The sequence below is a fragment of the Lichenicoccus sp. genome, from assembly GCF_965277665.1.
Taxonomy (GTDB): domain Bacteria; phylum Pseudomonadota; class Alphaproteobacteria; order Acetobacterales; family Acetobacteraceae; genus Lichenicoccus.
Genome location: NZ_OZ255835.1, coordinates 829,934 through 851,643 on the forward strand (window position 1 = coordinate 829,934; position 21,710 = coordinate 851,643).

Below are 21,710 nucleotides of genomic sequence, written 5' to 3' on the forward strand. Positions count from 1 at the left end.
TGGGTTGCACGTTTGAAGACTGGTTGAACACAGATCCATGGCGAACACCGCATCGGCGCGCAAGCGCATCCGGCAGACCGAAGTCCGCACAGCGCGCAATGTCGCGCGTCGCTCGCGCGTCAGGACCTTCGTGAAGAAGGTCGAGACGGCCATCGCGAGCGGGGACAAGGAGCAGGCGGCGAGCGCCCTGCGCGCGGCGCAGCCCGAGATGCAGCGTGCCGTCGGCAAGGGCGTCGCCCACGCCAACACGGTTTCGCGCAAGATCTCGCGTCTGTCGGCCCGCATCAAGGCGATCGCGGCCACCTGAATAGTGTTTGACTGACCGCCTGGTATAGAAGCGCCAGGGGAAGCAGCCAGCCCGACAAGACCGACGGCCCGCCCTGTGGCGCGGCCGTTTTTCTGTTCAGGGCGCGGTTGTGGCGGCCTTGGCGCTTTATTGATACTTGCCTCCGGTAAACAGACGATACGTTCCTGTTTTGTTTCGTTCCAATATCCGGCTCGTTACTTGACAGCTGCTCATTTTTGTCTTGCGGCCCGTTGGGCTAGATTCCCGTTGCGACCCTCCGCGCCGCTGCCTTACTCTCCGGCACGGTCGCAACCCTGACCGCAAAATGTAACAGACGAAGTTCCCCATCCGGCATGCGCTTTGCCACCCTGCCTGTGCGGGGGCTGTTTCGGCGTCCGGGGCGGGAAGAGATCGTTGTGCCGGCTGGCGGTCCGCGGAGCAGACGCTCGGCGAGCCGGCAAGACGGCGAGTGTGATGTCGGGAGCAGGTTTGGTGAGAGTGGATCAGCGCAGCCAGGAGGTCGGGGCAGCCTCCGATCTCGCCGTTGACGAAGTCACCGACATCACGACCGGCCCTGGCGGGAGATCAGGAGGCCCGGGCGGGAGATCCGACACGCCGGCGTGCGCGGGCCACCATCCGCTCGAGGGTCAATGGGGCAGGATACGCGCCCGTCTGCAGGTCGAGGTCGGCGAGGTCGAGTATCGCACCTGGCTGCGCCAGATCAGGCTGGGCGAGGTCGAGGCCGACGAGATCACCCTGCTGCTGCCGACGCGTTTCCTGCGCGACTGGGTGCGCAGCCAGTACGGCGACCGGCTGAGCGCGCTGTGGCACGCCGAGGTTCCGCAAATACGCCGTGTGGAACTGCAGCTTGCGGCAGAGGAGGCCCGGGACAAGCCGGAAGCGGGCGCGCCTCACGCCGCTGCCGCCGCTGCTTCCGGCCCCGCCGCTTCCGGTGACGTGGCCATCGCGCCAGGCGCCGCCGCGAAAGCAAGTGCCGCGCATGCACAGGCGGCGGCCGGGGCCGAGCCCGGAAGCGCCCGCGGCGAGCTCGCGGCGCCACTCGATCCGCGCTTCAGCTTCGACAGCTTCGTGGTCGGCAAGCCGAACGAGTTTGCGCACGCCTGCGCGCGCCGCGTCGCCGAGCGACCCTCCAGCCCGGGATTCAATCCGCTGTTCCTGTACGGCGGCGTCGGCCTCGGCAAGACCCACCTGATGCACGCGATCGGCCTTGAGCTGGCGCGCGGCGAGCGCACCACGACGGTTGCGTACATGTCGGCCGAGAAATTCATGTACCGCTTCATCGCGGCGATCCGTTCGCAATCGACGATGGAGTTCAAGGAGCAGCTGCGCTCCGTCGATGTGCTGATGATCGACGACCTGCAGTTCCTGATCGGCAAGGACAACACGCAGGAGGAGTTCTTCCACACCTTCAATGCGCTGGTCGACGCCGGCAAGCAGATCGTGGTGAGCGCCGACAAGTCGCCGTCGGATCTGTCCGGGCTCGAGGATCGCCTGCGCACCCGTCTCGGCTGCGGCATGGTGGCCGACCTGCATGCGACCACGTTCGAATTGCGCATCTCTATCCTGGAAGCCAAGGCGGCGGCGTCCGGCGTCGCGGTGCCGCCGAAGGTGCTCGAGTTCCTGGCACACAAGATCACCACCAACGTGCGCGAACTCGAGGGCGCGCTGAACCGCCTGATCGCGCATGCGAACCTGTTCGGCCGCCCGGTGACGCTGGAAGCCACTCAGGAGGTCCTGCACGACATCCTCAAGGCGCATGATCGCCGCGTCACCATCGAGGAGATCCAGCGCAAGGTCGCCGAGCACTGGAACATCAGGCTGACCGACATGTCCTCGGCCCGTCGTGCGCGCGCGGTCGCGCGGCCGCGGCAGGTGGCGATGTTCCTCGCCAAGCAGCTCACCAGCCGCTCGCTGCCCGAGATCGGCCGCAAGTTCGGCAATCGCGACCACACCACGGTGATGCACGCGGTCAGCCGGGTCGCGGAACTGATGGAGCGCGACACCGCCTTCGCCGAGGACGTGGAGCTGCTCCGCCGCATGCTCGAAAGCTGATCCGGGAGCCGGGCAAGGCGGCGCGCCGTCCAGGCGGTCCGCCACCCATTTGCGACCTGCTTTGCTGCTGCTAGGCTATCGCCCCGGATCGGTATCCGGCGCATGAGGACCCGATCGAGATGAAGCTGAAGGCCGACCGCGCGACGCTGCTCAAGGCGCTCGCCCATATCCAGAGCGTGGCCGAGAAGCGCAACACCATTCCGATCCTGGCCAACGTGCTGATCGTGGTGAAGGACGGCCGGCTGAGCCTGACGGCGACCGACATGGAGATCGCCGTCGTCGAGCAGATCGCCCCATCCTCGGTGCGTGACGGAGCGGTGCGCGACGGCGCGACCACGGCGCCGGCGGCGGTGCTGTACGAGATCGTGCGCAAGCTGCCCGACGGGGCCGAAATCGAGCTCGACCATTCCGGCGGCGATGCGCCGCTGGCACTGCGGGCGGGGCGGTATGCGACCAGCCTGAATGTGCTCGCCGTCGACGATTTCCCGTCGATGACCACCGGCAGCCTGCCGCACGCCTTCTCCATCCCGGCCCCGGTGCTGCGCGGCCTGATCGACCGCACGCGGTTTGCGATCTCCACCGAGGAGACGCGCTACTACCTGAACGGCATCTATCTGCATGTCGCAGAGGCGGCGGCCGGCGAGGCGGCCCGGATGCTGCGCGCGGTGGCAACCGACGGGCACCGCCTGGCGCGCGTGCAGACCGAGCTGCCGGCGGGAGCGGCCGGCATGCCGGGCGTGATCGTGCCGCGCAAGACCATCAACGAGCTGCGCAAGCTGCTCGACGAGGCGGCGGACGATGTCGAGGTGGCGTTGTCCGAGACCCGCATCCAGTTCACCGTCGGCTCGGTGATGCTGACCAGCAAGCTGATCGACGGCACCTTCCCGGAATACGAGCGGGTGATCCCGCGCGACAACGACAAGATCCTGCGTGTCGGCAAAAAGGACTTCTCCGATGCGGTGGCGCGCGTGGCCGCCATCAGCCAGGAGCGCTCGCGCCCGGTCAAGCTGTCGATCGACCGCAACCTGCTGGTCCTGTCGGCGGCGAGCCCCGACCAGGGCACCGCCAAGGAGGAGCTCGACGAGGGCCGGGTCAGCTACGATTCGACGCCGCTGGAGATCGGCTTCCAGGCGCGCTACCTCAACGACATCACCGACCAGATCGACAAGGATGTCGAGTTCGCCTTTTCCGACAGCGCGGCACCGACCGTGGTGCGCGATGTGGACAGCCCGTCCGCGTTGTATGTCCTAATGCCCATGCGCGTCTGAGATTGTTCGTAAACGCCTGCTGCTGGCGATCCGACGCGCCTTCGCTGCGCTCCGGTGCTCACGGCCGGACGGCCGCTCCGCTCCGGTGCTCCCGAAGTCACGCCGGCCGCGACCCTGCGGGCCGCTCTCATCCAGCATCAGGTGTTTCCGAGCAATCTTTGAGCCAATCGACGGCGGCACTATGCTCAGCCTTTCTCGGCTGACGCTCACCGATTACCGGAACTATGAGCACATGGTCTGGCGGCCGGCTGGGGCCGGGGCGGATGGGCGGATCAGCGTGCTGACCGGGCCTAACGGGAGCGGCAAGACCAACCTGCTGGAGGCGTTGTCGCTGCTGGTGCCGGGGCGCGGGCTGCGCGGCGCGCGGCTGGCCGATCTGCCGCGGCTGGGCGCATCCAGCTGGGCGGTGGCCGCGCGCCTGGCGCAGGGCGGCGAGGCGTTCGAGATCGGCACCGGGATCGCCTCCGACGGTGCGGGCCAGGCCACGGGCAGCGGGCGGCGGGTGTTCCGGCTCGATGGCGAGCCGGCGCGCAACCGGGCCGCCATCGCCGAGCGCCTGTGTGCGGTCTGGCTGACACCGCAGATGGACCGGCTGTTCATCGAGGGGCCGTCCGGACGTCGCCGTTTCCTCGACCGGCTGGTGCTGGCGCTGGAGCCCGAGCATGCGCGCGAGGTGGCGGCGCATGACGAGGCCATGCAGGGCCGCAACCGGCTGCTGCAGAACCCGCGCACCGATCCGGCGTGGCTCGCGGCCCAGGAGCACGCGATGGCGCGCCACGCGGTTGCGGTCTGTGCCGCGCGGCGCAGCCTGGTCGGCCGCCTGAACGCCCCGGGCGAAGTGGGCGGCGAAGGCGAGGACCTGGCGCAGGGCTTTCCTGCCGCCAGCCTGGCGCTGGATTGCGGCATCACCGCGCAACTCGAACAGCATCCCGCGCTGGTGGTCGAGGACTGGCTGCGCGGGCAGTGGCGGACGGGCCGCGCAGCCGACGCCGCATCGGGGGGAGCCGCGCTGGGGGCGCACCGGGCCGATCTGCTTCTCAGCGACCGCGAGACCGGCAGGCCGGCCTCCCTGGGCAGCACGGGCCAGCAGAAGGCCCTGCTGGTCGGCATCGTGCTGGCCCACGCGGCGCTGATCGCCGGAGTTAGGGGCGAGGCACCGCTGCTGCTGCTCGACGAGCCGCTGGTGCATCTGGACGCGGCCCGTCGCGCGGCCCTGTTCGCAGCCTTGGTGCTGCTGCCGGCGCCGTCCCTGCTGACCGGCACCGATGCAGAGCCGTTCGCGAGCCTGCGCGGCCAGGCCGGATTCTGGCGCGCCGGGGCGGGAAAACTGCTGCCCGAGCCGGGTCTGGCCGATGTGCGTTCTGGTCCGGCCGGTGCAGCGCGCGTATAGTCTAGAGACACTCAGAACAGCGTCACGGAGCGACTAGCCGGCATGTCCGATAAAGCCGAGCCCACTGGCACGTCTGCACCCCACAGCCCGGGCGCACCCGACCCTACCTCCGCCGGTGCCGCGGAAAACATGCCGGAGGGCGCTGCCGGGGCGGACGGCATCTATGACGCGGCCTCGATCTCGGTCCTCAAGGGGCTGGACGCGGTGCGCAAGCGACCGGGCATGTATATCGGCGACACCGATGACGGCTCCGGGCTGCACCACATGGCCTTCGAGATCATCGACAACGCGGTGGACGAGGCGCAGGCCGGCTATGCCACCAGCTGCTCGCTGGTGCTGAACGGCGACGGCTCCGTCACCGTGCGCGACAATGGCCGCGGCATCCCGACCGACATGCATATCGAGGAGGGCATCAGCGCCGCCGAGGTCGTGCTGACCCGGCTGCATGCAGGCGGCAAGTTCAACCAGAACTCGTACAAGGTGTCCGGCGGCCTGCATGGCGTCGGCGCCGCGGTGGTCAACGCCTTGTCCGAGTGGATGCGGGTGCGCATCTGGCGCGAGGGCCAGGAGCACCTGATCAGCTTCAGGCACGGCGAGGCGGACGCGCCGCTGCGGATCGTCGGACCGAGCCACCAGGCGCGCGGCACCGAGGTGAGCTTCAAGCCCAGCTCGGGGACGTTCGGGCGTGTCGATTTCGAGTTCGCGATCCTCGAGCGCCGGCTGCGGGAGCTGGCCTTTCTGAATTCGGGAATGGAGATCATCCTGCGCGACGAGCGCCATGCGCCGGCGCAGGAGCAGCGCTTCTGCTACGAGGGCGGCCTGATCGCCTTCGTCGAGTGGCTCGACCGCGGCAAGATCCCGGTGATGGCGCCGCCGATCACCGCCCTCGGGCAGGACCCCGCGCAGGGCATCAGGGTCGAGTTCGCGCTGTCCTGGAACGACAGCTTCCACGAGACCATGCTGTGCTTCACCAACAACATCTCGCAGCGCGACGGCGGCTCGCATCTCGCCGGGTTCCGCCAGGCGCTGACCCGCGTGGTCGGCAAGTATGCAGAAGGGATGGGCAAGAAGGAGGCGCTGAACCTGTCCGGCGAGGACATGCGCGAAGGGCTGACCGCGGTGCTGTCGGTCAAGGTGCCGGATCCGAAATTCTCGTCGCAGACCAAGGACAAGCTGGTCAGCTCGGAGGTGCAGCCGGTGGTGCAGGCGGCGGCCGCCGATGCGATCGCGCACTGGTTCGAGACGCATCCGAAAGAGGCGCGCTCGATCATCGGCAAGGTGATCGATGCGGCGTCCGCCCGCGAGGCGGCCCGCAAGGCGCGCGAGCTGACGCGGCGCAAGGGCGTGCTCGACATCTCGACGCTGCCTGGCAAGCTTGCGGACTGCCAGGAGCGCGACGCCTCGAAGGCGGAAATCTTCCTGGTCGAGGGCGACAGTGCCGGCGGCACCGCCAAGCAGGGACGCGATCGTAAGTTCCAGGCGATCCTGCCGCTGAAAGGCAAGATCCTGAATGTCGAACGCGCGCGCTTCGACCGCATGCTCGGATCGGCCGAGATCGGCACGCTGATCACCGCACTCGGCACCGGCATCGGCCATGCCGAGCCGGAGCAGGGCGGGTTTGCGATCAACAAGCTGCGCTACCACCGCATCGTCATCATGACGGACGCCGACGTGGACGGCTCGCATATCCGCACGCTGCTGCTGACGTTCTTTTTCCGGCAGATGCCGGAGCTGATCGAGCGCGGGCACCTGTACATCGCGCAGCCGCCGCTCTATCGCGCCAAGCGCGGCAACGAGGAGCGCTACCTCAAGGACGATCCGGCGCTGGAGCAGTATCTGCTCGACAAGGCGCTGTCGCACGCAAAGCTGACCTACGCCGACGGACGTGTGCTGGAAGGCCCGGAGCTGGGCGTCGAGATGGGCTGGCTGCGAGAGGCGACCCGCGCCTTGCGTCGCCTCGCGGTGGCGGCGCCGACTTGGCTGCTGGAGCAGGCGGCGATCGCCGGCGCGCTGACGCCGGACATGGATCGGGGCCAGCGGCACTCCCAGCCGCTGGTGGCGCGCCTGAACGGCGCGTCGCTGCCGAACGAGCGCAGCTGGAAGGTGCTGGTCGACGAGCACGGCCTGACCATGGCGCGCGAGGTGCGCGGCGTCGGCGAGCGCTACCATGTCGATGCGGCGACGCTGCGGTCGGCGGACGTGCTGTGGCTCGCCGAGCGGGCCGAACTGCTGGGACGCGATTTCGCCGGCGAGCATGCGGCGACGCTCGCACTGGACAGCAACGAGGCGCCGCTGGCCGGCCCGTCGAGCGCCTATGACCGCATCCTGGCGCAGGGCCGCAAGGGCCTGGCGATCCAGCGCTTCAAGGGCCTGGGCGAGATGAATGCCGAGCAGCTTTGGCGCACCACGCTGGACCCGTCGGTGCGCACGCTGCTGCAGGTCAAGGTCGGCGACATCGAGACTGCCGGCCAGGTGTTCTCGACGCTGATGGGCGACGTGGTCGAGCCCCGCCGCGACTTCATCGTCGGCAATGCGCTGAAGGTGGCGAACCTGGACGTGTAGGCGTAGGCGTCTCGGGGGAAAGCAAGGGCGCTGCCCTTGACCCGCTGGGGCCTGAGGCCCCAGGCCCCAATTCTTAAATTCAAGGATTTCAAAGGCTAGCCTTTGATGGGGTCCAGGGGCAACGCCCCTGGCCTGGTTTCTTTCCCGGCACGCACCGTTTCTCCGCTACCGCAACTTTGTGCCGCGGATACGCTTTGACGCGGACCCGAAAGGAAGGCGGCGGCATGCCATCGTATGGAGGACGGCCGATGCCGGACGGACAGGCCGTGCTCAGCTGGTTGCATATCGGCGACCTGCATATCACGCGCGCGGCCGAACCGAACTACCGCGACCTGCAGCGCATCGTCGCTCTGGTGCGTGGCCTGCCGACCGGCAGCGTCGATTTCGCGGTGCTGCCCGGCGACAATGCGGATGACGGCACGCCGGAACAGTTCCGCCTGGTGCGCGACGCGCTGAGGCCGCTGCCGATGCCGTTGCACATCCTCCCGGGCGACCACGACTTCAAGCCCGGCACGCTGGAGGGCTTCCACGCGGTGCTCGGCGCCGAGCGGCTGCCGAAAGCGGTCACGGTGCGCGGGTATCGCTGCCTGTTCCTCGACGTGGTGTCGGCCGGCGGCGGTGGCCCCGATTTCCGGCTGGGGGAGGATCAGCTCGCCTGGGCCGAGCGTGAACTCGCCCTCGCCGAGGCGCAAGGCCAGGACGTCGTGGTCTTCATGCACACCTATCCGGCCGACCTGCGGCAAGGTGCCGAGCACCTGTGCCGCCTGCTGGCCCAGCCGCATGTCGCCTGCGTGGACATGGGGCACACCCACTACAACGAACTCGCCAATGACGGCGCCACGATCTTCATGGCGACCCGCTCGACCGGCCAGATCGAGGAAGGACCGCCCGGGTTCTCGATCGCCGCCGTCGACGGCCGCACGGTGAGCTGGCGCTTCAAGCCGCTCGATGCGGCGTGGCCGTTCGTCCTCATCACCAGTCCCGCGGATCGACGCCTGGCGACCGGCACAGGCCCGGCACACGACGCCGCCCGCGTGGTGCGGGCCAAGGTGCTGAGCGACACGCCGATCGCCGCCGTCGAATGCCGGGCCGACGACGAGGCCTGGGCGCCGATGCACCCGGTGCCGGGCGCCGCCGCGATGTGGCAAGCTCCCGCTCCGGCCGACGCGCGCCGCCTGGCGGTGCGTGCCCGCGACGTGGGTGGCAATCAGGACGAGGATCGGGTCGAGCCGGCGGGACCCGGGTGGGTTGCGCCGCAACGCGTGGCGCGCGGCAGCGATGCCGACCGCATCGGCGCCTGGCCCGAGCGCGGCATCCACGACACCCAGCTCGGACCGAACCGGAACGGACGGCACTGGTGAGCGCGGCACTGCTTGCCTCGCCCTGGGCCAGCTGGACCATCGCGGGGGCGGCGACCGCTGCCGTGATCGTCCGCCCGTTCGATTGGCCGGAGTTCATCTGGGCGGTGGCGGGCGCCGTCCTGCTGGTGCTGCTCGGACTGCTGAGCGCTGCCGATGCACTGTCCGGCGTCGGCAAGGGGATGGATGTCTATCTGTTCCTGACCGGCATGATGCTGCTGTCCGAACTCGCCCGTCAGGAAGGCCTGTTCGACTGGCTGGCGGCACGGGCTGCGAGGCTGGCGAAGGGCTCCGCCACGCGGCTGTTCACGCTGGTGTTCATCGTCGGCACGGTGGTCACCGCGTTCCTGTCGAACGACGCAACCGCGGTCGTGCTGACGCCGGCGGTGGCCGCCGTCGTGAAGACGGTCAAGGCGGACAAGCCGCTGCCCTTCTTGTTCATCTGCGCGCTGATCGCCAACGCGGCCAGCTTCGTGCTGCCGATCTCCAACCCGGCCAACCTCGTCATCTACGGCAGCCACATGCCGCCGCTGCTGCAATGGCTGCCGCGCTACGCGTTGCCGTCGGTCGCGTCGATCCTGGCGACGTATGTCGTTCTGCGCTGGAGCCAGGGCCGCGATCTGCAGCAGGAGATCTCCGCCGAGATCGAGGTCCCGACGCTGTCGGTCGCCGGCAGGATGGCGGCGCTCGGGATCGTCGCGACCGCAATCGTGCTGCTGGCCTCCTCGGGGTTCGGGATCCAGCTCGGCCTGCCCACCTTTCTCGCCGGCCTGGGCACGGCCCTGCTGGTTCTCACCCGGTCCGAGTGCGGTGTCGCCGATATCATCAAGAACATCTCCTGGGGCGTGCTGCCGCTGGTCGCGGGGCTGTTCGTGCTGGTGGAGTCGCTGCAGCAGACCGGCGTCACCCGCGAGCTGTCGATCCTGCTGCAGGACCTCGTGCACACCTCCGCAACAGGGGCGGCCTGGGCATCCGGGGTGGTGCTCGGTGTCGGTTGCAACCTGGTCAACAACCTGCCGGCCGGCCTGGTCGCCGGCCGCGTCGTCGAGCTGGCGCATGTGCCGGACCCGGTGCGCAGCGCGGTGCTGATCGGCGTCGATCTCGGTCCGAACCTGTCGGTCACCGGATCGCTGGCGACGATCCTGTGGCTGACCGCGCTGCGGCGCGAAGGCCACAGCGTCAGCGCCTGGGCGTTCCTCAAGCTCGGCGCCCTGGTCATGCCGCCCGCACTTCTGCTCGCGATCGCCGCCGCCTTCGTGTCCGGCTGAACCCGTCCTGGAGACCCCCGCATGCAGAATATCAGCTCGGCCTGGCTCTACCCGCTCATCCTGATCGCGGGCGCGCTGCAGGCCTTCGGACCGCCGATGAACGGCGCGCTGCGCAAGTCCCTGGAGAATCCCTGGCTCGCCAGCACCGTCTCCTTCCTGCCGATCGTCGCCTTCCTGATGGTGCTGTTCTTCTGCCTGCCGCACCCGCTGCCATCGGCCAGGGGCCTGGCATCTATGCCGTGGTGGGCGCCGCTGGGCGGCCTGATGGGCGCCTTCGCCGTCATCATGGGCCTGCTGTTCGTGGACAAGATCGGCGCGGGCCCGTTCGCCGGCCTGACGATCACCGCCAATATCCTGATGTCGCTCGCGGTCGACCAGTTCGGGCTGTTCGGGATCGAGCAGCACAGCCTCAGCATCTGGCGCATCCTGGGCGGCGCGCTGATGACGGCCGGCATCGTCCTGATTGCGCTGTTCTGAGGTGGCGACGGCCGACGATGGCGTCACGGAACGCGCACGGGCCGCGGGCTTTCATCCCCGGTCGCTGGATGCGGTGAACTTCCTGCTGGCGGACGTGCGGGGCGCGCTCGGCCCGTACCTGAATGTCTTCCTGATCACGCAACGGCACTGGAGCCAGACCGAGGTCGGCTGGGTCACGACGATCGCCGGCCTGATCGGGCTGGCGGCGCAGACGCCGGCGGGTGCGGCCATCGACGCCACGTCCCGCAAGCGTGGTGCCGTCGTGCTCGCCTTGATCGTGCTCGCGATCGGCGCGGCCGTCATCTTCGCCGCACCCACCTTCTGGCCGGTGCTGGTCGCCAATACCGGCATGGCGGTCGTGGGCGATGTGTTCGGGCCGGCGGTCTCGGCCGTCACCCTCGGGCTGTACGCGCGCCGGCAGCTCGCGCGTCGCATCGGCCGGAACTCGGCGTTCGACCATGCCGGCAACGTCGCCATCGCTGCCGCTGCCGGCCTGGTCGGATACCTGTTCACGCAGCGGGCCGTGTTCCTGATGGTGCCGGCCTTTGCGGTGCTCGCCGCGATCGCGATGCTGTCGATCCCGCATCGCGCCATCGACCGGGACCGTGCGAGGGGCCTCGACGAGGAGCAGGCGACGCAGGGGCGACAGGTGCCGTCCGGCTTGCGCTCCCTGCTGCGCAGCAGGCCGCTCATCGTGTTCGCGCTGTGCGCGATGCTGTTCCATTTCGCGAACGCGCCGCTGCTGCCGCTCGTGGGGCAGAAGCTGGCGCAATCCCATCCGGCCTGGGCGAGCGCGATGCTGTCGTCCTGCATCATCGCGGCCCAGCTCATCATGCTCCCCGTGGCCCTCGTGGTCGGCCGCACCGCCGACAGCGTCGGCCGCAAGCCCATCCTGCTGATCGGCTTCGCGGTGCTGCCGGTTCGTGCCGCGCTCTATACCTTTTCGGACAGCGCACCGTGGCTGATCGCGGTACAGCTGCTCGACGGCGTGGGTGCGGGCATCTTCGGCGCGATCACGCCGCTGGTGATCGCCGACCTGATGCGAGGCACCGGCCGGTACAACCTGGCGCAAGGCGCGGTGGCCACGGTGCAGGGCATCGGGGCGTCCCTGAGCGGCCTGGCCGCGGGCGTCATCATCGACCATCTCGGATACACGACGGCGTTCCTGACCTTCGGCGCCGCGGCCTGCGTCGCGCTTGCGGCCCTGGTCACGGGAATGCCCGAGACCGCCGGCCGGGAGGATGGCCGCCGGGCTTAAGACCCTCTACAACAGGTTCGTCCGTTGGGGTGGAGCCGCCAGACGGCCGCTCCGCTCCGGTGCTGGAAAAGTCGCGTCGGCCGCGGGCCTTCAGCCCGCAGTTGGCTCGTGGACCAGTGGACTACTCAAAGACCAGATGGTATTTTGACAAAGGTTGCTAACCTTTGCCATATTCCACGCTGAGGGTGACCATGGCGACGATGAACGTATCTCTGCCCGAGCCGATGAAAGACTGGGTCGAGGCGCAGGCGCAGACGGGGCGTTACAGCAACGCCAGCGACTATGTGCGCGACCTGATCCGCCGCGACCAGGAACGGGCAGGCAAGCTCGCCCAGATGCAGCGGCTGATCGCGAACGGTATCGACAGCGGCATCAGCACGCGCTCGATGACGGACATTCTGAAAGCGGCCCGCGACAGTGCGGACGCAGGCCGGAGCCATGACCTATAGGACCACGGTCAGAGCCGATCAGGACATTATCGACCTCTATATCGACGGCATTCGCCAGTTCGGCCGAGACCACGCCGAACGCTACCACGAAGGCCTTGCCGCCACGTTCGAGCTGATCGACGGCAATCCGCTCATCGCCCGTGACCGGGTTGAGTTCACGCCGCCGGCGCGGCTGCATCCCTACCGGTCGCACATGATCGTCTATGTGCTGGACGATGCGGGCGTGCTCATCGTGCGCGTCCTCCACGGTCGTCAGGACTGGGAACGGCATATGAGCCCGGGCTGAAGCCATGCCGACTGTTCCACCACTGCCGCTCGCGTTGGAACCGGAGCAACGCCTCAGACTCCCATTCGCTTCGTTATGGTCGCTGTAGTTAGCTAATGATCGCCTCGCGCGGGTTCGGCACGCCGAGCAGTTCGATCTTGGTGCCGTCGGAAAGCTGCACGATGCTGTTGCCGCCACCCGAGAGAATGCTGATCTGCGAGGGCTGGTAGCCGAACAGGTTGATCGTGTCGGTTCCGAGCTTGAAGCCGGACACGATCTCGATGCCGCCGGCGGCGCCGCTGACCACGTCGTAGCTGGTCGGCCCGCTGCCCTCGGCGACCATGGCGTTGCCGCTGCCGACGACCACCTGCATCGAGCCGACGCCGCCGTTCAGGGTCATGTTGCCCGCACCTGCGAAGATCAGGCTCGCGCCGCTGCCGGTCTGGATGGTCGAGGCGCCGGTGCCTCCCGCCACCAGCATGTTGCCGCCACGGCCGGCGACGGCGAGCGCGCCGCTGCCGCCGATGATCGAGTCTGCTCCGGTCGTGCTGCCGGAGACAGCGAGCGCGCCGCTGCCGCCGAACACCGCCTCGCCATGGTCGGCGTCGACATCGAGGCCGCCGGCACCGCCGACGATGGTGTCCTGGCCGCCTGCGCCGGCGACGACCAGGGTGGGGCCGGACCCGGTGAAGATGACGCTGCCGGTGGCGCCCCCCTCGATGGTGGTGGCGCCGCCGCCGCCCAGCACCGAAGAGCGGCCCGCGCCGAGAGCCAGCACATCGGTGCCCGCGGCGGATCCGAAGATCCGGTCGCCGCCGCCTTCGCCCTGGATCGTCGTCGCGGCACCGGCGCTGCCGTTCGACACCAGCACGTTGTCGCCGGCGGCGCCGCCGGTGAGCACGCCGCCCGCCGAGCCGCCGACGATGACCGCCGATGCGGCGCCCCCCGAAACCGTCGTGCTGCCCGAGCCGCCGAGGAAGGTGAGCGGGCCGGTGCCCCCACTGACCACCAGGCTGCCCGAGCCGCCATGCACCAGCAAGCTCGGGCCCGCGCTGTCGATGGTGGCGGCGCCGCTCGCGGCATCGACGGTATCGCTGCCCAACGAGTTCACCTCGGCGGTTCCGGTGCCGAGATTGACGGTGGTGTCGCCATCGGTCGCGGTCGTGATCGTGCCGCCGGTGGTGACGTTCAGGGTGACGCCGGCGCCGTCCGAGACGCCGGTGAAGCTGACCCGCCCGGTGCCCGAATAGGTCACGTTCCTGCTGCTGCCGGCATCGATGATCGCATTGGCGGTGCCGTCGACGACGATGTTGCCGGTGCCGCCGCTGACGGTGACCGGGCTCCCGGTGGCATCGATGGTGGCAGACCCGCTGCCACCGATGATCGCGGCGGCGCCGGTCACGGTGGCGGCAAGGTTGCCGGAGCCCACGTCGATGGTGTCGGTGCCGTTGCTGGCGACACTGGCGGCATCGGCGTTCAGCACCAGGGTGTTGGTGGTGCCGGCCAGCGTCGTGATGGCAGCGGTGCCGGCCTCGGCCGCGCCGCCGAGTTCGAAGGTCGCGCCGTCGACCACGGCGGGGACTGCCTGCGTCGGCAGTGCGCCATCGAGAATGATCGTGCCGCCGCGGTAGATCAGCTCGCCGGCCGCAAGCGTGCGCGACCCGCTCAGGGTCAGCGTGGCGCCCCCGATGCTGCCGACATAGCTCGTGGTGCCGGCGACACCCTGCAGAGTGTCCGACAGCACGACATTGTCGCCCCTGCTGGTGTCCGGCTGCGCCGTCAGCACGCCGCCATCGAGCACCAGGGTGCCGGTGAGGTGCGCGGTGTCGTCGAGGATCAGGCTGCCGCCGCTGCCGAGCGCGAGGTCGCCGGTGGTGGTCCAGGTGGCGCCGCTGCCGGCAACCACGCTGCCCCCCCGGCCGATGACGGCGCTGGCATCCGACAGGACCCCGCTGAGGGTCAGCGTGCCCGCGGATGCGCCGCCGACCAGCACGGCCGCGCCGTCCATGACCGACGTGCCGGTCCCCACGGTGAGACTGCCGCCTTGGTCGACCACCAGGGACGTGTCGCCACCGGTGGCGCTGTCCTGCAGCCCCGATAGCGAGAGGGTGCCGGAATAGGTGACGTGATCGCCATCCACCCGCACCTCGCCGGCGGCACCGGCGCCGGTGACAATGTAGGCGTCAGGGCTGCCGGTGTCGAAATAGGCGAGAGCGGCGGGAGCCGTGGGCACCGCGGCGGTCTCGGCACCATCGACCAGCCATCGCCCGCTCTGGCCGAAGGCGGCGCTCGCCGGCGCTGCCCAGTGGAAGGCGCCGATGACGAGGCTGGCGGCGGCGGAGCTGTTGCCGGCGACATCGGTCGCGGTGGCCGTCACGGTCTGCAGCCCTGTGGTCTCGGCCGGGGTGAGGCCGAAGCTGAAGCTGCCGTTGCCGGCTGTCTGGGTCGTGCCCAGGGTCTGGCCGTCCTCGCGGATCGTCACGGTGTCGCCGGACGCTGCGGTGCCCTCGATCGTCGCGCCGGACAGGACGAGGTCCGTCGGAGCTGCCGGGGATGCGGTGTCGATCGTCAGCACCAGCGGCGCCGATGCCGCGGACTGGTTGCCGGCGACGTCGGTCTCGCTCGCGGCGAGGCTGCTGCTGCCGGGGGTAAGCGTGCTGCTGGTGACCGACCAGGTGCCGTTGGCGCCCACGACGGCGGAGCCGACGACCGTGCTGCCGTCGAGCACGGTGACGGTGTCGCCGGCGGTGCCGGTGCCGGTGACGGTGGGCGTGGTGACGTTGGTGATGTCGTCGCCCGGCACCCCGCTGTCGCTGGCCGCGGCGAGCACCGGCGCCGATGGCGCGGCAGGCCGCGCGGTGTCGATGGTCAGTCCGAGCGCGGTGGAGGCGGCCGAGACGTTGCCGGCAGCATCGGTCTGCACGGCGGTGAGGCTGTGCATGCCGGGGGCGAGCGTGCTGCTGGTGATCGACCAGGTGCCGCCGGCGGCCACGGTGGCGGTGCCGACCGCGTTGGTGCCGTCGAGCAGTTCGACCGTGTCGCCGACGGTGCCGGTGCCGGTGATGGTGGGGGTGGTGACATTGGTGATGTCGTCGCCCGCAACACCGCTGTCGCTGGCGGCGGCGAGCGTCAGGGCCACCGGCGCCGACGGTGCCGCGGTGTCGATGGTCACGCCGAGCGGGCCGGAGGCGGCGGAGACGTTGCCCGCGACATCGGTCTGGGTCGCGGTCAGGCCGTGCGTGCCGGCGGCCAGCGTGCTGCTGGTGATCGACCAGGTCCCGTTGGCGGCCACGATGCCGGTGCCGACCGCCGCAGTGCCATCGAGCAGGGTGACGGTGTCGCCGGCGGTACCGGTTCCGGTGATGGCGGGTGTCGCGATATTGGTGATGTCGTCGCCCGGCACGCCGCTGTCGCTGGCCGGCGCCAGCACGAGATCCGTGGGCGCCGAGGGCGGCGCGGTGTCGATGGTCAGGCTCAGCGGCGTGGAGGCGGCCGAGACGTTGCCGGCGACGTCGGTCTGCACCGCGGCGAGGCTCTGTGTGCCCGCGGCGAGGGTCGCGGTGGTGATCGACCAGCTCCCGTCGGCCGCGACCGTGTCGCGGCCGACGGTGGCACTGCCATCGAGCAAGGTGACGGTATCGCCGGCGGTGCCGGTGCCGGTGATGATGGGGGTGGTGACATTGGTGATGTCGTCGCCCTGCACGCCGGTGTCGCTGGCGGCCGCCAGCACCGGAGTGGATGGCGCCGACGGCGCTGCGGTGTCGATTGCCAGGGTCAGCGTCGTGGAGGCGGCGGACATGTTGCCGGCGACATCGGTCTGGGTCGCGGTCAGGCTATGCGTGCCGGCGGTCAGCGCGCTGGCGTTGACCGACCAGGTGCCGGCGGCGGCGACGGTCGCGGTGCCGATGAGCGTGGTGCCGTCATAGAGGCTGACGGTGTCGCCACCGATGCCGTTGCCGGTGATGACCGGCGTGGTGACATTGGTGATGTCGTCACCCGCAACGCCGCTGTCGCTGGCGGTGGCGAGCATCGGGGCCGATGGGGCGGCCGGTGCGGCGGTGTCGATGGTCAGGCCGAGCGGGCCGGAGGCGGCCGAGATGTTGCCGGCGACATCGCTCTGGGTCGCGGTCAGGCTGTGCGCGCCGGCGGCGAGCATGCTGCTGGTGACCGACCAGGTGCCGTTGGCGGCGACGGTCGCGGTGCCGACGTCGGTGGCGCCGCCATCGTAGAGCGTGATCGTGTCGCCGGCGGTGCCGCTGCCGGTGACGGTGGGTGTCGCGACATTGGTGATGTCGTCGCCCTGCACACCGCTGTCGCTGGCGGCGGCGAGCACCGGCGCCGATGGCGCGGCCGGTGTCGCGGTGTCGATGGTCAGGCCGAGTGCCGCGGAGACCGCAGAGACGGTGCCGGCGGCGTCGCTTTGGGTCGCGGTCAGGCTGTGCACGCCTGCCGGCAAGGTGGCGCTGGTGATCGACCAGGTGCCGTCGGCGGCGACGGTCGCGGTGCCGACGTCGGTGCTACCGCCGTCGTAGAGCGTGATCGTGTCGCCGGCAATGCCGGTTCCGGTGAGGGTGGGTGTGGTGACGTCGGTGATGTCGTCGCCCTGCACGCCGCTGTCGCTGGCGACCGCCAGCACCGGCGCGGACGGTGCAATGGGCGCCGCGGTGTCGATGGTCAGGCCGAGTGCAGGCGAGGCTGCGGAGACGTTGCCGGCGGGATCGGTTTCGGTGGCGGTCAGGCTGTGCGGGCCGGCCACAAGCGTGCTGCTGGTGACCGACCAGCTGCCGTTGGCGGCAACCGTCGTGGTGCCGATTTCGGTGGTGCCGTCGAGCAGGGTAATGGTGTCGCCGGCGGCGCCCGTACCGGTGAGGGTGGGCGTTGTGACGTTGGTGACGTCGTCGCCCTGAGTGCCGCTGTCGCTGGCGGCCGCCAGCACCGGGGCCGTGGGTGCCCCCGGCAACGCGGTGTCGATGGTCAGGCCCAGGGGCGCCGAGGCCGCGGAGGCGTTGCCGGCCGGATCGGTCTGCATTGCGGTGAGGCTCTGTGGGCCGGCCGCGAGGGTCGTGGTGGTGATCGACCAGGTACCGTTCGCGGCGACCATGCCGCTGCCGACGATCGTGGTGCCGTCGTAAAGCGCGACCGTGTCGCCGGCGATGCCGGTGCCGGTGATGACCGGCGTGGTGACGTTGGTGATGTCGTCGCCCGCAACACCGCTGTCGCTGAGGGCCGACAGGATTGGTGCGGACGGCGCCGCCGGCGCCGCGGTGTCGATGCTGAGGCTCAGTGCCGTGGAGGCGCCGGAGATGTTCCCGGCGGCATCGGTCTGGGTCGCGGTGAGGCTGTGCGTGCCCGCGACGAGGGAGGCGGTGGCGATCGACCAGATGCCGTCGGCGGCGACGGTTCCGGTGCCGATGGTGGTGTTGCCGTCGAACACGGTGACGGTATCGCCGGCGATGCCGGCGCCGGTGAGGGTGGGCGTGGTGACGTTGGTGATGTCGTCGCCCGGCACGCCACTGTCGCTCGCGGCGGCGAGCGCCGGTGTGGATGGGGCCGCCGGCGCGGTGGTGTCGATGGTGAGGGTGAGTGCGACGGAGGGGAGCGAGACGGTGCCGGTGGTGTCGGTATAGGTCGCGGTCAGCTGATGCTGGCCCGGAACGAGCGCACTGCTGGTGATCGACCAGACATTGTCCGCCGCCACCGTGCCGGTGCCGATGAGCGTGGTGCCGTCATAGAGGCTGACGGTATCGCCGACCGGTCCGCTGCCGTTGAGCACGGGCGTCGTGACATTGGTGATGTCGTCGCCCTGCACGCCGCTGTCGCTGGTGCTGGCGAGCACCGGAGCGGAGGGTGCGGTGGGTGTCGTGGTGTCGATGGTCAGGTCGAGCGTGCCGGATACGGCCGAGACGTTGCCGGCGACATCGCTCTCGGTCGCGGTGAGGCCATGCATGCCGGCAACCAGCGTGCTGCTGGTGACCGACCAGGTTCCGTTGCCGGCCACCGTTCCCGTGCCGATGACGGTGGTGCCGTCGCGCAGGGTGACGATGTCGCCGGCCGTCGCGGTGCCGGTGATGACCGGCGTGGTGACGCTGGTGATGTCGTCGCCCTGCACGCCGGTGTCGCTGGCTGCCGCCAGCACCGGAGTGGACGGCGCAAACGGTGCTCCGGTGTCGATCGTCAGGCTCAGCACCGGGGACATCGGCGAGTTGTTGCCGGCGACATCGGTCTGCGTCGCGGTGAGGCTGTGCGTGCCGGCGGCGAGCGTGCCGCTGGTGACCGACCAGGTGCCGTTGGCGGCGACGGTCGCGGTGCCGACAACATTGCTGCCGTCGAGCAGTTCGACCGTGTCGCCGGCGGTGCCGGTGCCGGTGATGGTGGGCGTGCTGACATTGGTGATGTCGTCGCCTGCAACACCGCTGTCGCTGGATGCGGCGAGCACCGGCGCCGATGGCGCCGGGGGCGTTGCGGTGTCGATGCTCAGGCTCAGCGCCGCGGACGCGGCGGAGACATTGCCGGCGATATCGGTCTGGGTTGCGGTCAGGCTGTTCGCGCCGGCGGGCAGCGTGCTGCTGCTGACCGACCAGGTGCCGTTGCCGGCGACTATCGCGGTGCCGACGATGGTGGCGCCGTCATACAGCGTGACGGTGTCGCCGGCGGTGCCGAGGCCGGTGATGGTAGGCGTGCTGACATTGGTGATGTCGTCGCCTGCAACACCGCTGTCGCTGGACGCGGCGAGCCCCGGGGCCGATGGCGCCGCCGGTGCCATGGTGTCGATGGTCAGGCTGAGCGCCGTGCCGGCTCCCGAGACGTTGCCGGCGGCATCGGTCTGCGTCGCGGTGAGGCTGTTCGCACCGGTGGGCAGCGTGCTGCTGGTGACCGACCAGGTGCCGTTGCCGGCGACGGTCGTCGTGCCGACGAGGGTGGTGCCGTCATACAGGCTGACGGTGTCGCCGGCGGTGCCGGTGCCGGTGATGGCGGGTGTCGCGATATTGGTGATGTCGTCGCCCGCGACACCGCTGTCGCTGGACGCGGCGAGCGTCAAGGATCCGGGTGCCGACGGTGCCGTGGTGTCGATGGTCAGGCCGAGGGCGGCGGAGACCGAGGAGACGTTGCCGGCGACATCGCTCTGCGTCGCGGTCAGGCTGTGGGTGCCGGCGGCCAGCGCGCTGCTGGTGATCGACCAGGTATCGTTGCTGGTGACGGTTGTCGTGCCGACGAGGGTGGTGCCGTCATGAAGCGTGACGGTGTCGCCGGCGCTGCCGGTACCGGTGATGGTGGGCGTGGTGACATTGGTGATGTCGTCGCCCGCGACACCGCTGTCGCTGGACGCGGCGAGCACCGGCGTGGAGGGAGCGACGGGGACCGCGCTGTCGATGGTCAGGCTCAGCGCCGCTGACGCGGCGGAGACGTTGCCGGCGACATCGGTCTGGGTGGCGGTCAGGCTGTTCGTGCCGGCGGGCAGCGTGCTGCTGGTGACCGACCAGGTGCCGTTGCCGGCGACCGTCGCGGTGCCGACGAGGGTGGTGCCGTCATACAGCGTGACGGTGTCGCCGGCGGCGCCGGTGCCGGTGAGGGTGGGCGTGGTGACGCTGGTGATGTCGTCGCCCTGCACCCCGCTGTCGCTGGACGCGGCGAGCACCGGGGCCGATGGCGCGGCCGGTACCGCGGTGTCGATGGTCAGGCCGAGTGCCGCGGACGCAGTCGAGACGTTGCCGGCAGCGTCGGTCTGCTCGGCGGTGATGCTGTGCGCGCCGGCGGCCAGCGTCCCGGTGGCGATCGACCAGGTGCCGTTCGAAGCGACGGTGCCGCTGCCGACGGTGGCGGTGCCGTCGAACAGGGTGACGGTATCGCCGGCGGTGCCGGTTCCGGTGATGACGGGGTTGGTGACGTTGGTGATGTCGTCGCCCGCGACACCGCTGTCGCTGGCGGCGGCGAGTGTCGGGGTTCCAGGCGCGGCCGGGGCGGCGGTGTCGATGGTCAGGCTCAGGGCGGCGGATCGCGACGACACATTGCCCGAGCCGTCGGTGTCCAACGCGGTCAGCATGTGGGTGCCGGCGGCGAGCGCCGTGCTCCTGATGCTCCAGGTCCCGTTGCTGGCGACGACGGCGGTGCCGATCGTGGTCGACCCGTCCTGCAGCGTCACCGTTGCGCCGGCTTCCCCGGTGCCATCGATGACCGGCGTGGCGACGCTGGTGATGTCGTCGCCCTTAACACCGCTGTCGCTGCCGGGATCGAGCGTGAGGCCGGACGGGGCCACGACGGTGCCGCCGACCGGATAGATGTACTGGCCCTGCGCCGTGCCGAAGGTTGCGGCCGGCAGGACATTGACCTGGATGCCAGCGAGGGTCACGTTGAGCAGGCCGGCCAGTGCAGTATTCGAAAGCAGATAGACTTTGCCGCCCGCTTCGAACGTGAAGGCACTGCTGTCCTGCAGGGCGCCGACGTCCGAGATCGACTGGCTGACGACACTGCCGTTGTCGGCGGTGTAGGAGATGGTCTCGTTGCCGCCGGCATCGGTGCCGAACGTGACCTGACTGGCACTGGCGACCGGAGTGACGATGTCGGCGACGCCAAGCCCGAGGACACTGACATCGAGCTGCAGGGAATACACATAGACGCCTGGGACAGTATCCCCCGGCTGGGGCAGCTTAGACGTGGACATGGCGGGCCCCTTGCGGCGCCGCTGGTGCGGTGCCGGGTTATGTCGGTGCACTGGGATGGAGCCAGAAACGTCTGGCGGCGTGTGGCGAGCCCGCCGGGCACTTCCGGATGGGAACTGCTGGCTGCCCGCTACCTGAGGCTGCGCATGCTCACTGGGCTAGGGCGGCCGGGCCGGGGGGCGGCCGGGATCGGGGCGAGGCGATGCGGGCGGCCTGGCTTGCAGGACCACGGCGGCAGGGTCTGCCGGAAAGGCACGGATTTGACCGACCAGGAAGGCATTACGGCCGCCATCGACTTAGACGTTAAATAAGGGTTAACGCTCTAAGTAAACATAATGGTCCCGTATTGAACATGTAAAGCGGGAATCTTCGCCAGGCGTGTTATAATAATCGACCCTG

12 protein-coding genes are annotated in these 21,710 nt (G+C 69.8%); 11 read left to right on the forward strand and 1 reads right to left on the reverse strand.

What is annotated here, in order from left to right:
* Nucleotides 1-37: 37 nt before the first annotated feature.
* The 11 genes from rpsT to ACQY4O_RS03775 all read left to right on the forward strand — a co-directional run bounded on the left by rpsT (nt 38) and on the right by ACQY4O_RS03775 (nt 12,675).
* A complete protein-coding gene (rpsT, locus tag ACQY4O_RS03725) occupies nt 38-307 on the forward strand; it encodes a 30S ribosomal protein S20 (protein ID WP_428374888.1) in 270 nt (89 codons plus the stop codon).
* 453 nt (nt 308-760) lie between these two features.
* Complete coding sequence (gene dnaA, locus ACQY4O_RS03730) at nt 761-2,359, forward strand: chromosomal replication initiator protein DnaA (protein ID WP_428374889.1); 1,599 nt, start codon at nt 761-763, stop codon at nt 2,357-2,359.
* A gap of 119 nt (nt 2,360-2,478) precedes the next feature.
* On the forward strand, nt 2,479-3,627 hold the full coding sequence (gene dnaN / locus ACQY4O_RS03735; RefSeq protein WP_428374890.1) for a DNA polymerase III subunit beta: 1,149 nt from the start codon (nt 2,479-2,481) through the stop codon (nt 3,625-3,627).
* Nucleotides 3,628-3,808: 181 nt separating this feature from the next.
* Nucleotides 3,809-5,017: a DNA replication/repair protein RecF gene (recF, locus tag ACQY4O_RS03740; protein WP_428374891.1), complete on the forward strand. Its 1,209-nt coding sequence runs from the start codon at nt 3,809-3,811 to the stop codon at nt 5,015-5,017.
* Nucleotides 5,018-5,146: 129 nt separating this feature from the next.
* A complete protein-coding gene (gene gyrB / locus ACQY4O_RS03745) occupies nt 5,147-7,579 on the forward strand; it encodes a DNA topoisomerase (ATP-hydrolyzing) subunit B (RefSeq protein WP_428374892.1) in 2,433 nt (810 codons plus the stop codon).
* A 248-nt stretch (nt 7,580-7,827) separates the two neighbouring features.
* A complete protein-coding gene (locus tag ACQY4O_RS03750; RefSeq protein WP_428374893.1) occupies nt 7,828-8,940 on the forward strand; it encodes a metallophosphoesterase family protein in 1,113 nt (370 codons plus the stop codon).
* The gene (locus ACQY4O_RS03755; RefSeq protein ID WP_428374894.1) at nt 8,937-10,205 is read left to right on the forward strand and encodes an arsenic transporter; all 1,269 of its coding nucleotides are present in this window, start codon (nt 8,937-8,939) and stop codon (nt 10,203-10,205) included. The genes ACQY4O_RS03750 and ACQY4O_RS03755 overlap by 4 nt, the downstream gene beginning before the upstream one ends.
* A 21-nt stretch (nt 10,206-10,226) precedes the next feature.
* Nucleotides 10,227-10,682, forward strand: a complete 456-nt coding sequence (locus ACQY4O_RS03760; protein WP_428374895.1) for a DMT family transporter — start codon at nt 10,227-10,229, stop codon at nt 10,680-10,682.
* Between the two features lies 1 nt (nt 10,683).
* A complete protein-coding gene (locus ACQY4O_RS03765) occupies nt 10,684-11,940 on the forward strand; it encodes an MFS transporter (protein ID WP_428374896.1) in 1,257 nt (418 codons plus the stop codon).
* A 191-nt stretch (nt 11,941-12,131) separates the two neighbouring features.
* Entirely contained in the window at nt 12,132-12,389 is a 258-nt protein-coding gene (locus ACQY4O_RS03770) for a type II toxin-antitoxin system ParD family antitoxin (protein WP_428374897.1), read from the forward strand.
* The gene (locus tag ACQY4O_RS03775) at nt 12,379-12,675 is read left to right on the forward strand and encodes a type II toxin-antitoxin system RelE/ParE family toxin (RefSeq protein ID WP_428374898.1); all 297 of its coding nucleotides are present in this window, start codon (nt 12,379-12,381) and stop codon (nt 12,673-12,675) included. Before ACQY4O_RS03770 ends, ACQY4O_RS03775 begins: the two co-directional genes overlap by 11 nt.
* Before the next feature lie 88 nt (nt 12,676-12,763).
* Here the strand turns inward: ACQY4O_RS03775 and ACQY4O_RS03780 are convergent, their stop codons facing one another.
* Nucleotides 12,764-21,313 carry an Ig-like domain-containing protein gene (locus ACQY4O_RS03780; RefSeq protein ID WP_428374899.1) on the reverse strand — a complete coding sequence of 2,850 codons (8,550 nt, stop codon included), beginning with the start codon at nt 21,311-21,313 and terminating at the stop codon, nt 12,764-12,766.
* Nucleotides 21,314-21,710: the final 397 nt, after the last annotated feature.

Excerpts from the sequence above, each read along its gene's own strand:
- rpsT (WP_428374888.1), top strand. The coding sequence starts at position 38 with ATGGCGAACACCGCATCGGCGCGCAAGCGCATCCGGCAGACCGAAGTC.
- dnaA (WP_428374889.1), top strand. The coding sequence starts at position 761 with ATGTCGGGAGCAGGTTTGGTGAGAGTGGATCAGCGCAGCCAGGAGGTC.
- dnaN (WP_428374890.1), top strand. The coding sequence starts at position 2,479 with ATGAAGCTGAAGGCCGACCGCGCGACGCTGCTCAAGGCGCTCGCCCAT.
- recF (WP_428374891.1), top strand. The coding sequence starts at position 3,809 with ATGCTCAGCCTTTCTCGGCTGACGCTCACCGATTACCGGAACTATGAG.
- gyrB (WP_428374892.1), top strand. The coding sequence starts at position 5,147 with ATGCCGGAGGGCGCTGCCGGGGCGGACGGCATCTATGACGCGGCCTCG.
- ACQY4O_RS03750 (WP_428374893.1), top strand. The coding sequence starts at position 7,828 with ATGCCGGACGGACAGGCCGTGCTCAGCTGGTTGCATATCGGCGACCTG.
- ACQY4O_RS03760 (WP_428374895.1), top strand. The coding sequence starts at position 10,227 with ATGCAGAATATCAGCTCGGCCTGGCTCTACCCGCTCATCCTGATCGCG.
- ACQY4O_RS03770 (WP_428374897.1), top strand. The coding sequence starts at position 12,132 with ATGGCGACGATGAACGTATCTCTGCCCGAGCCGATGAAAGACTGGGTC.
- ACQY4O_RS03775 (WP_428374898.1), top strand. The coding sequence starts at position 12,379 with ATGACCTATAGGACCACGGTCAGAGCCGATCAGGACATTATCGACCTC.
- ACQY4O_RS03780 (WP_428374899.1), bottom strand. The coding sequence starts at position 21,313 with ATGTCCACGTCTAAGCTGCCCCAGCCGGGGGATACTGTCCCAGGCGTC.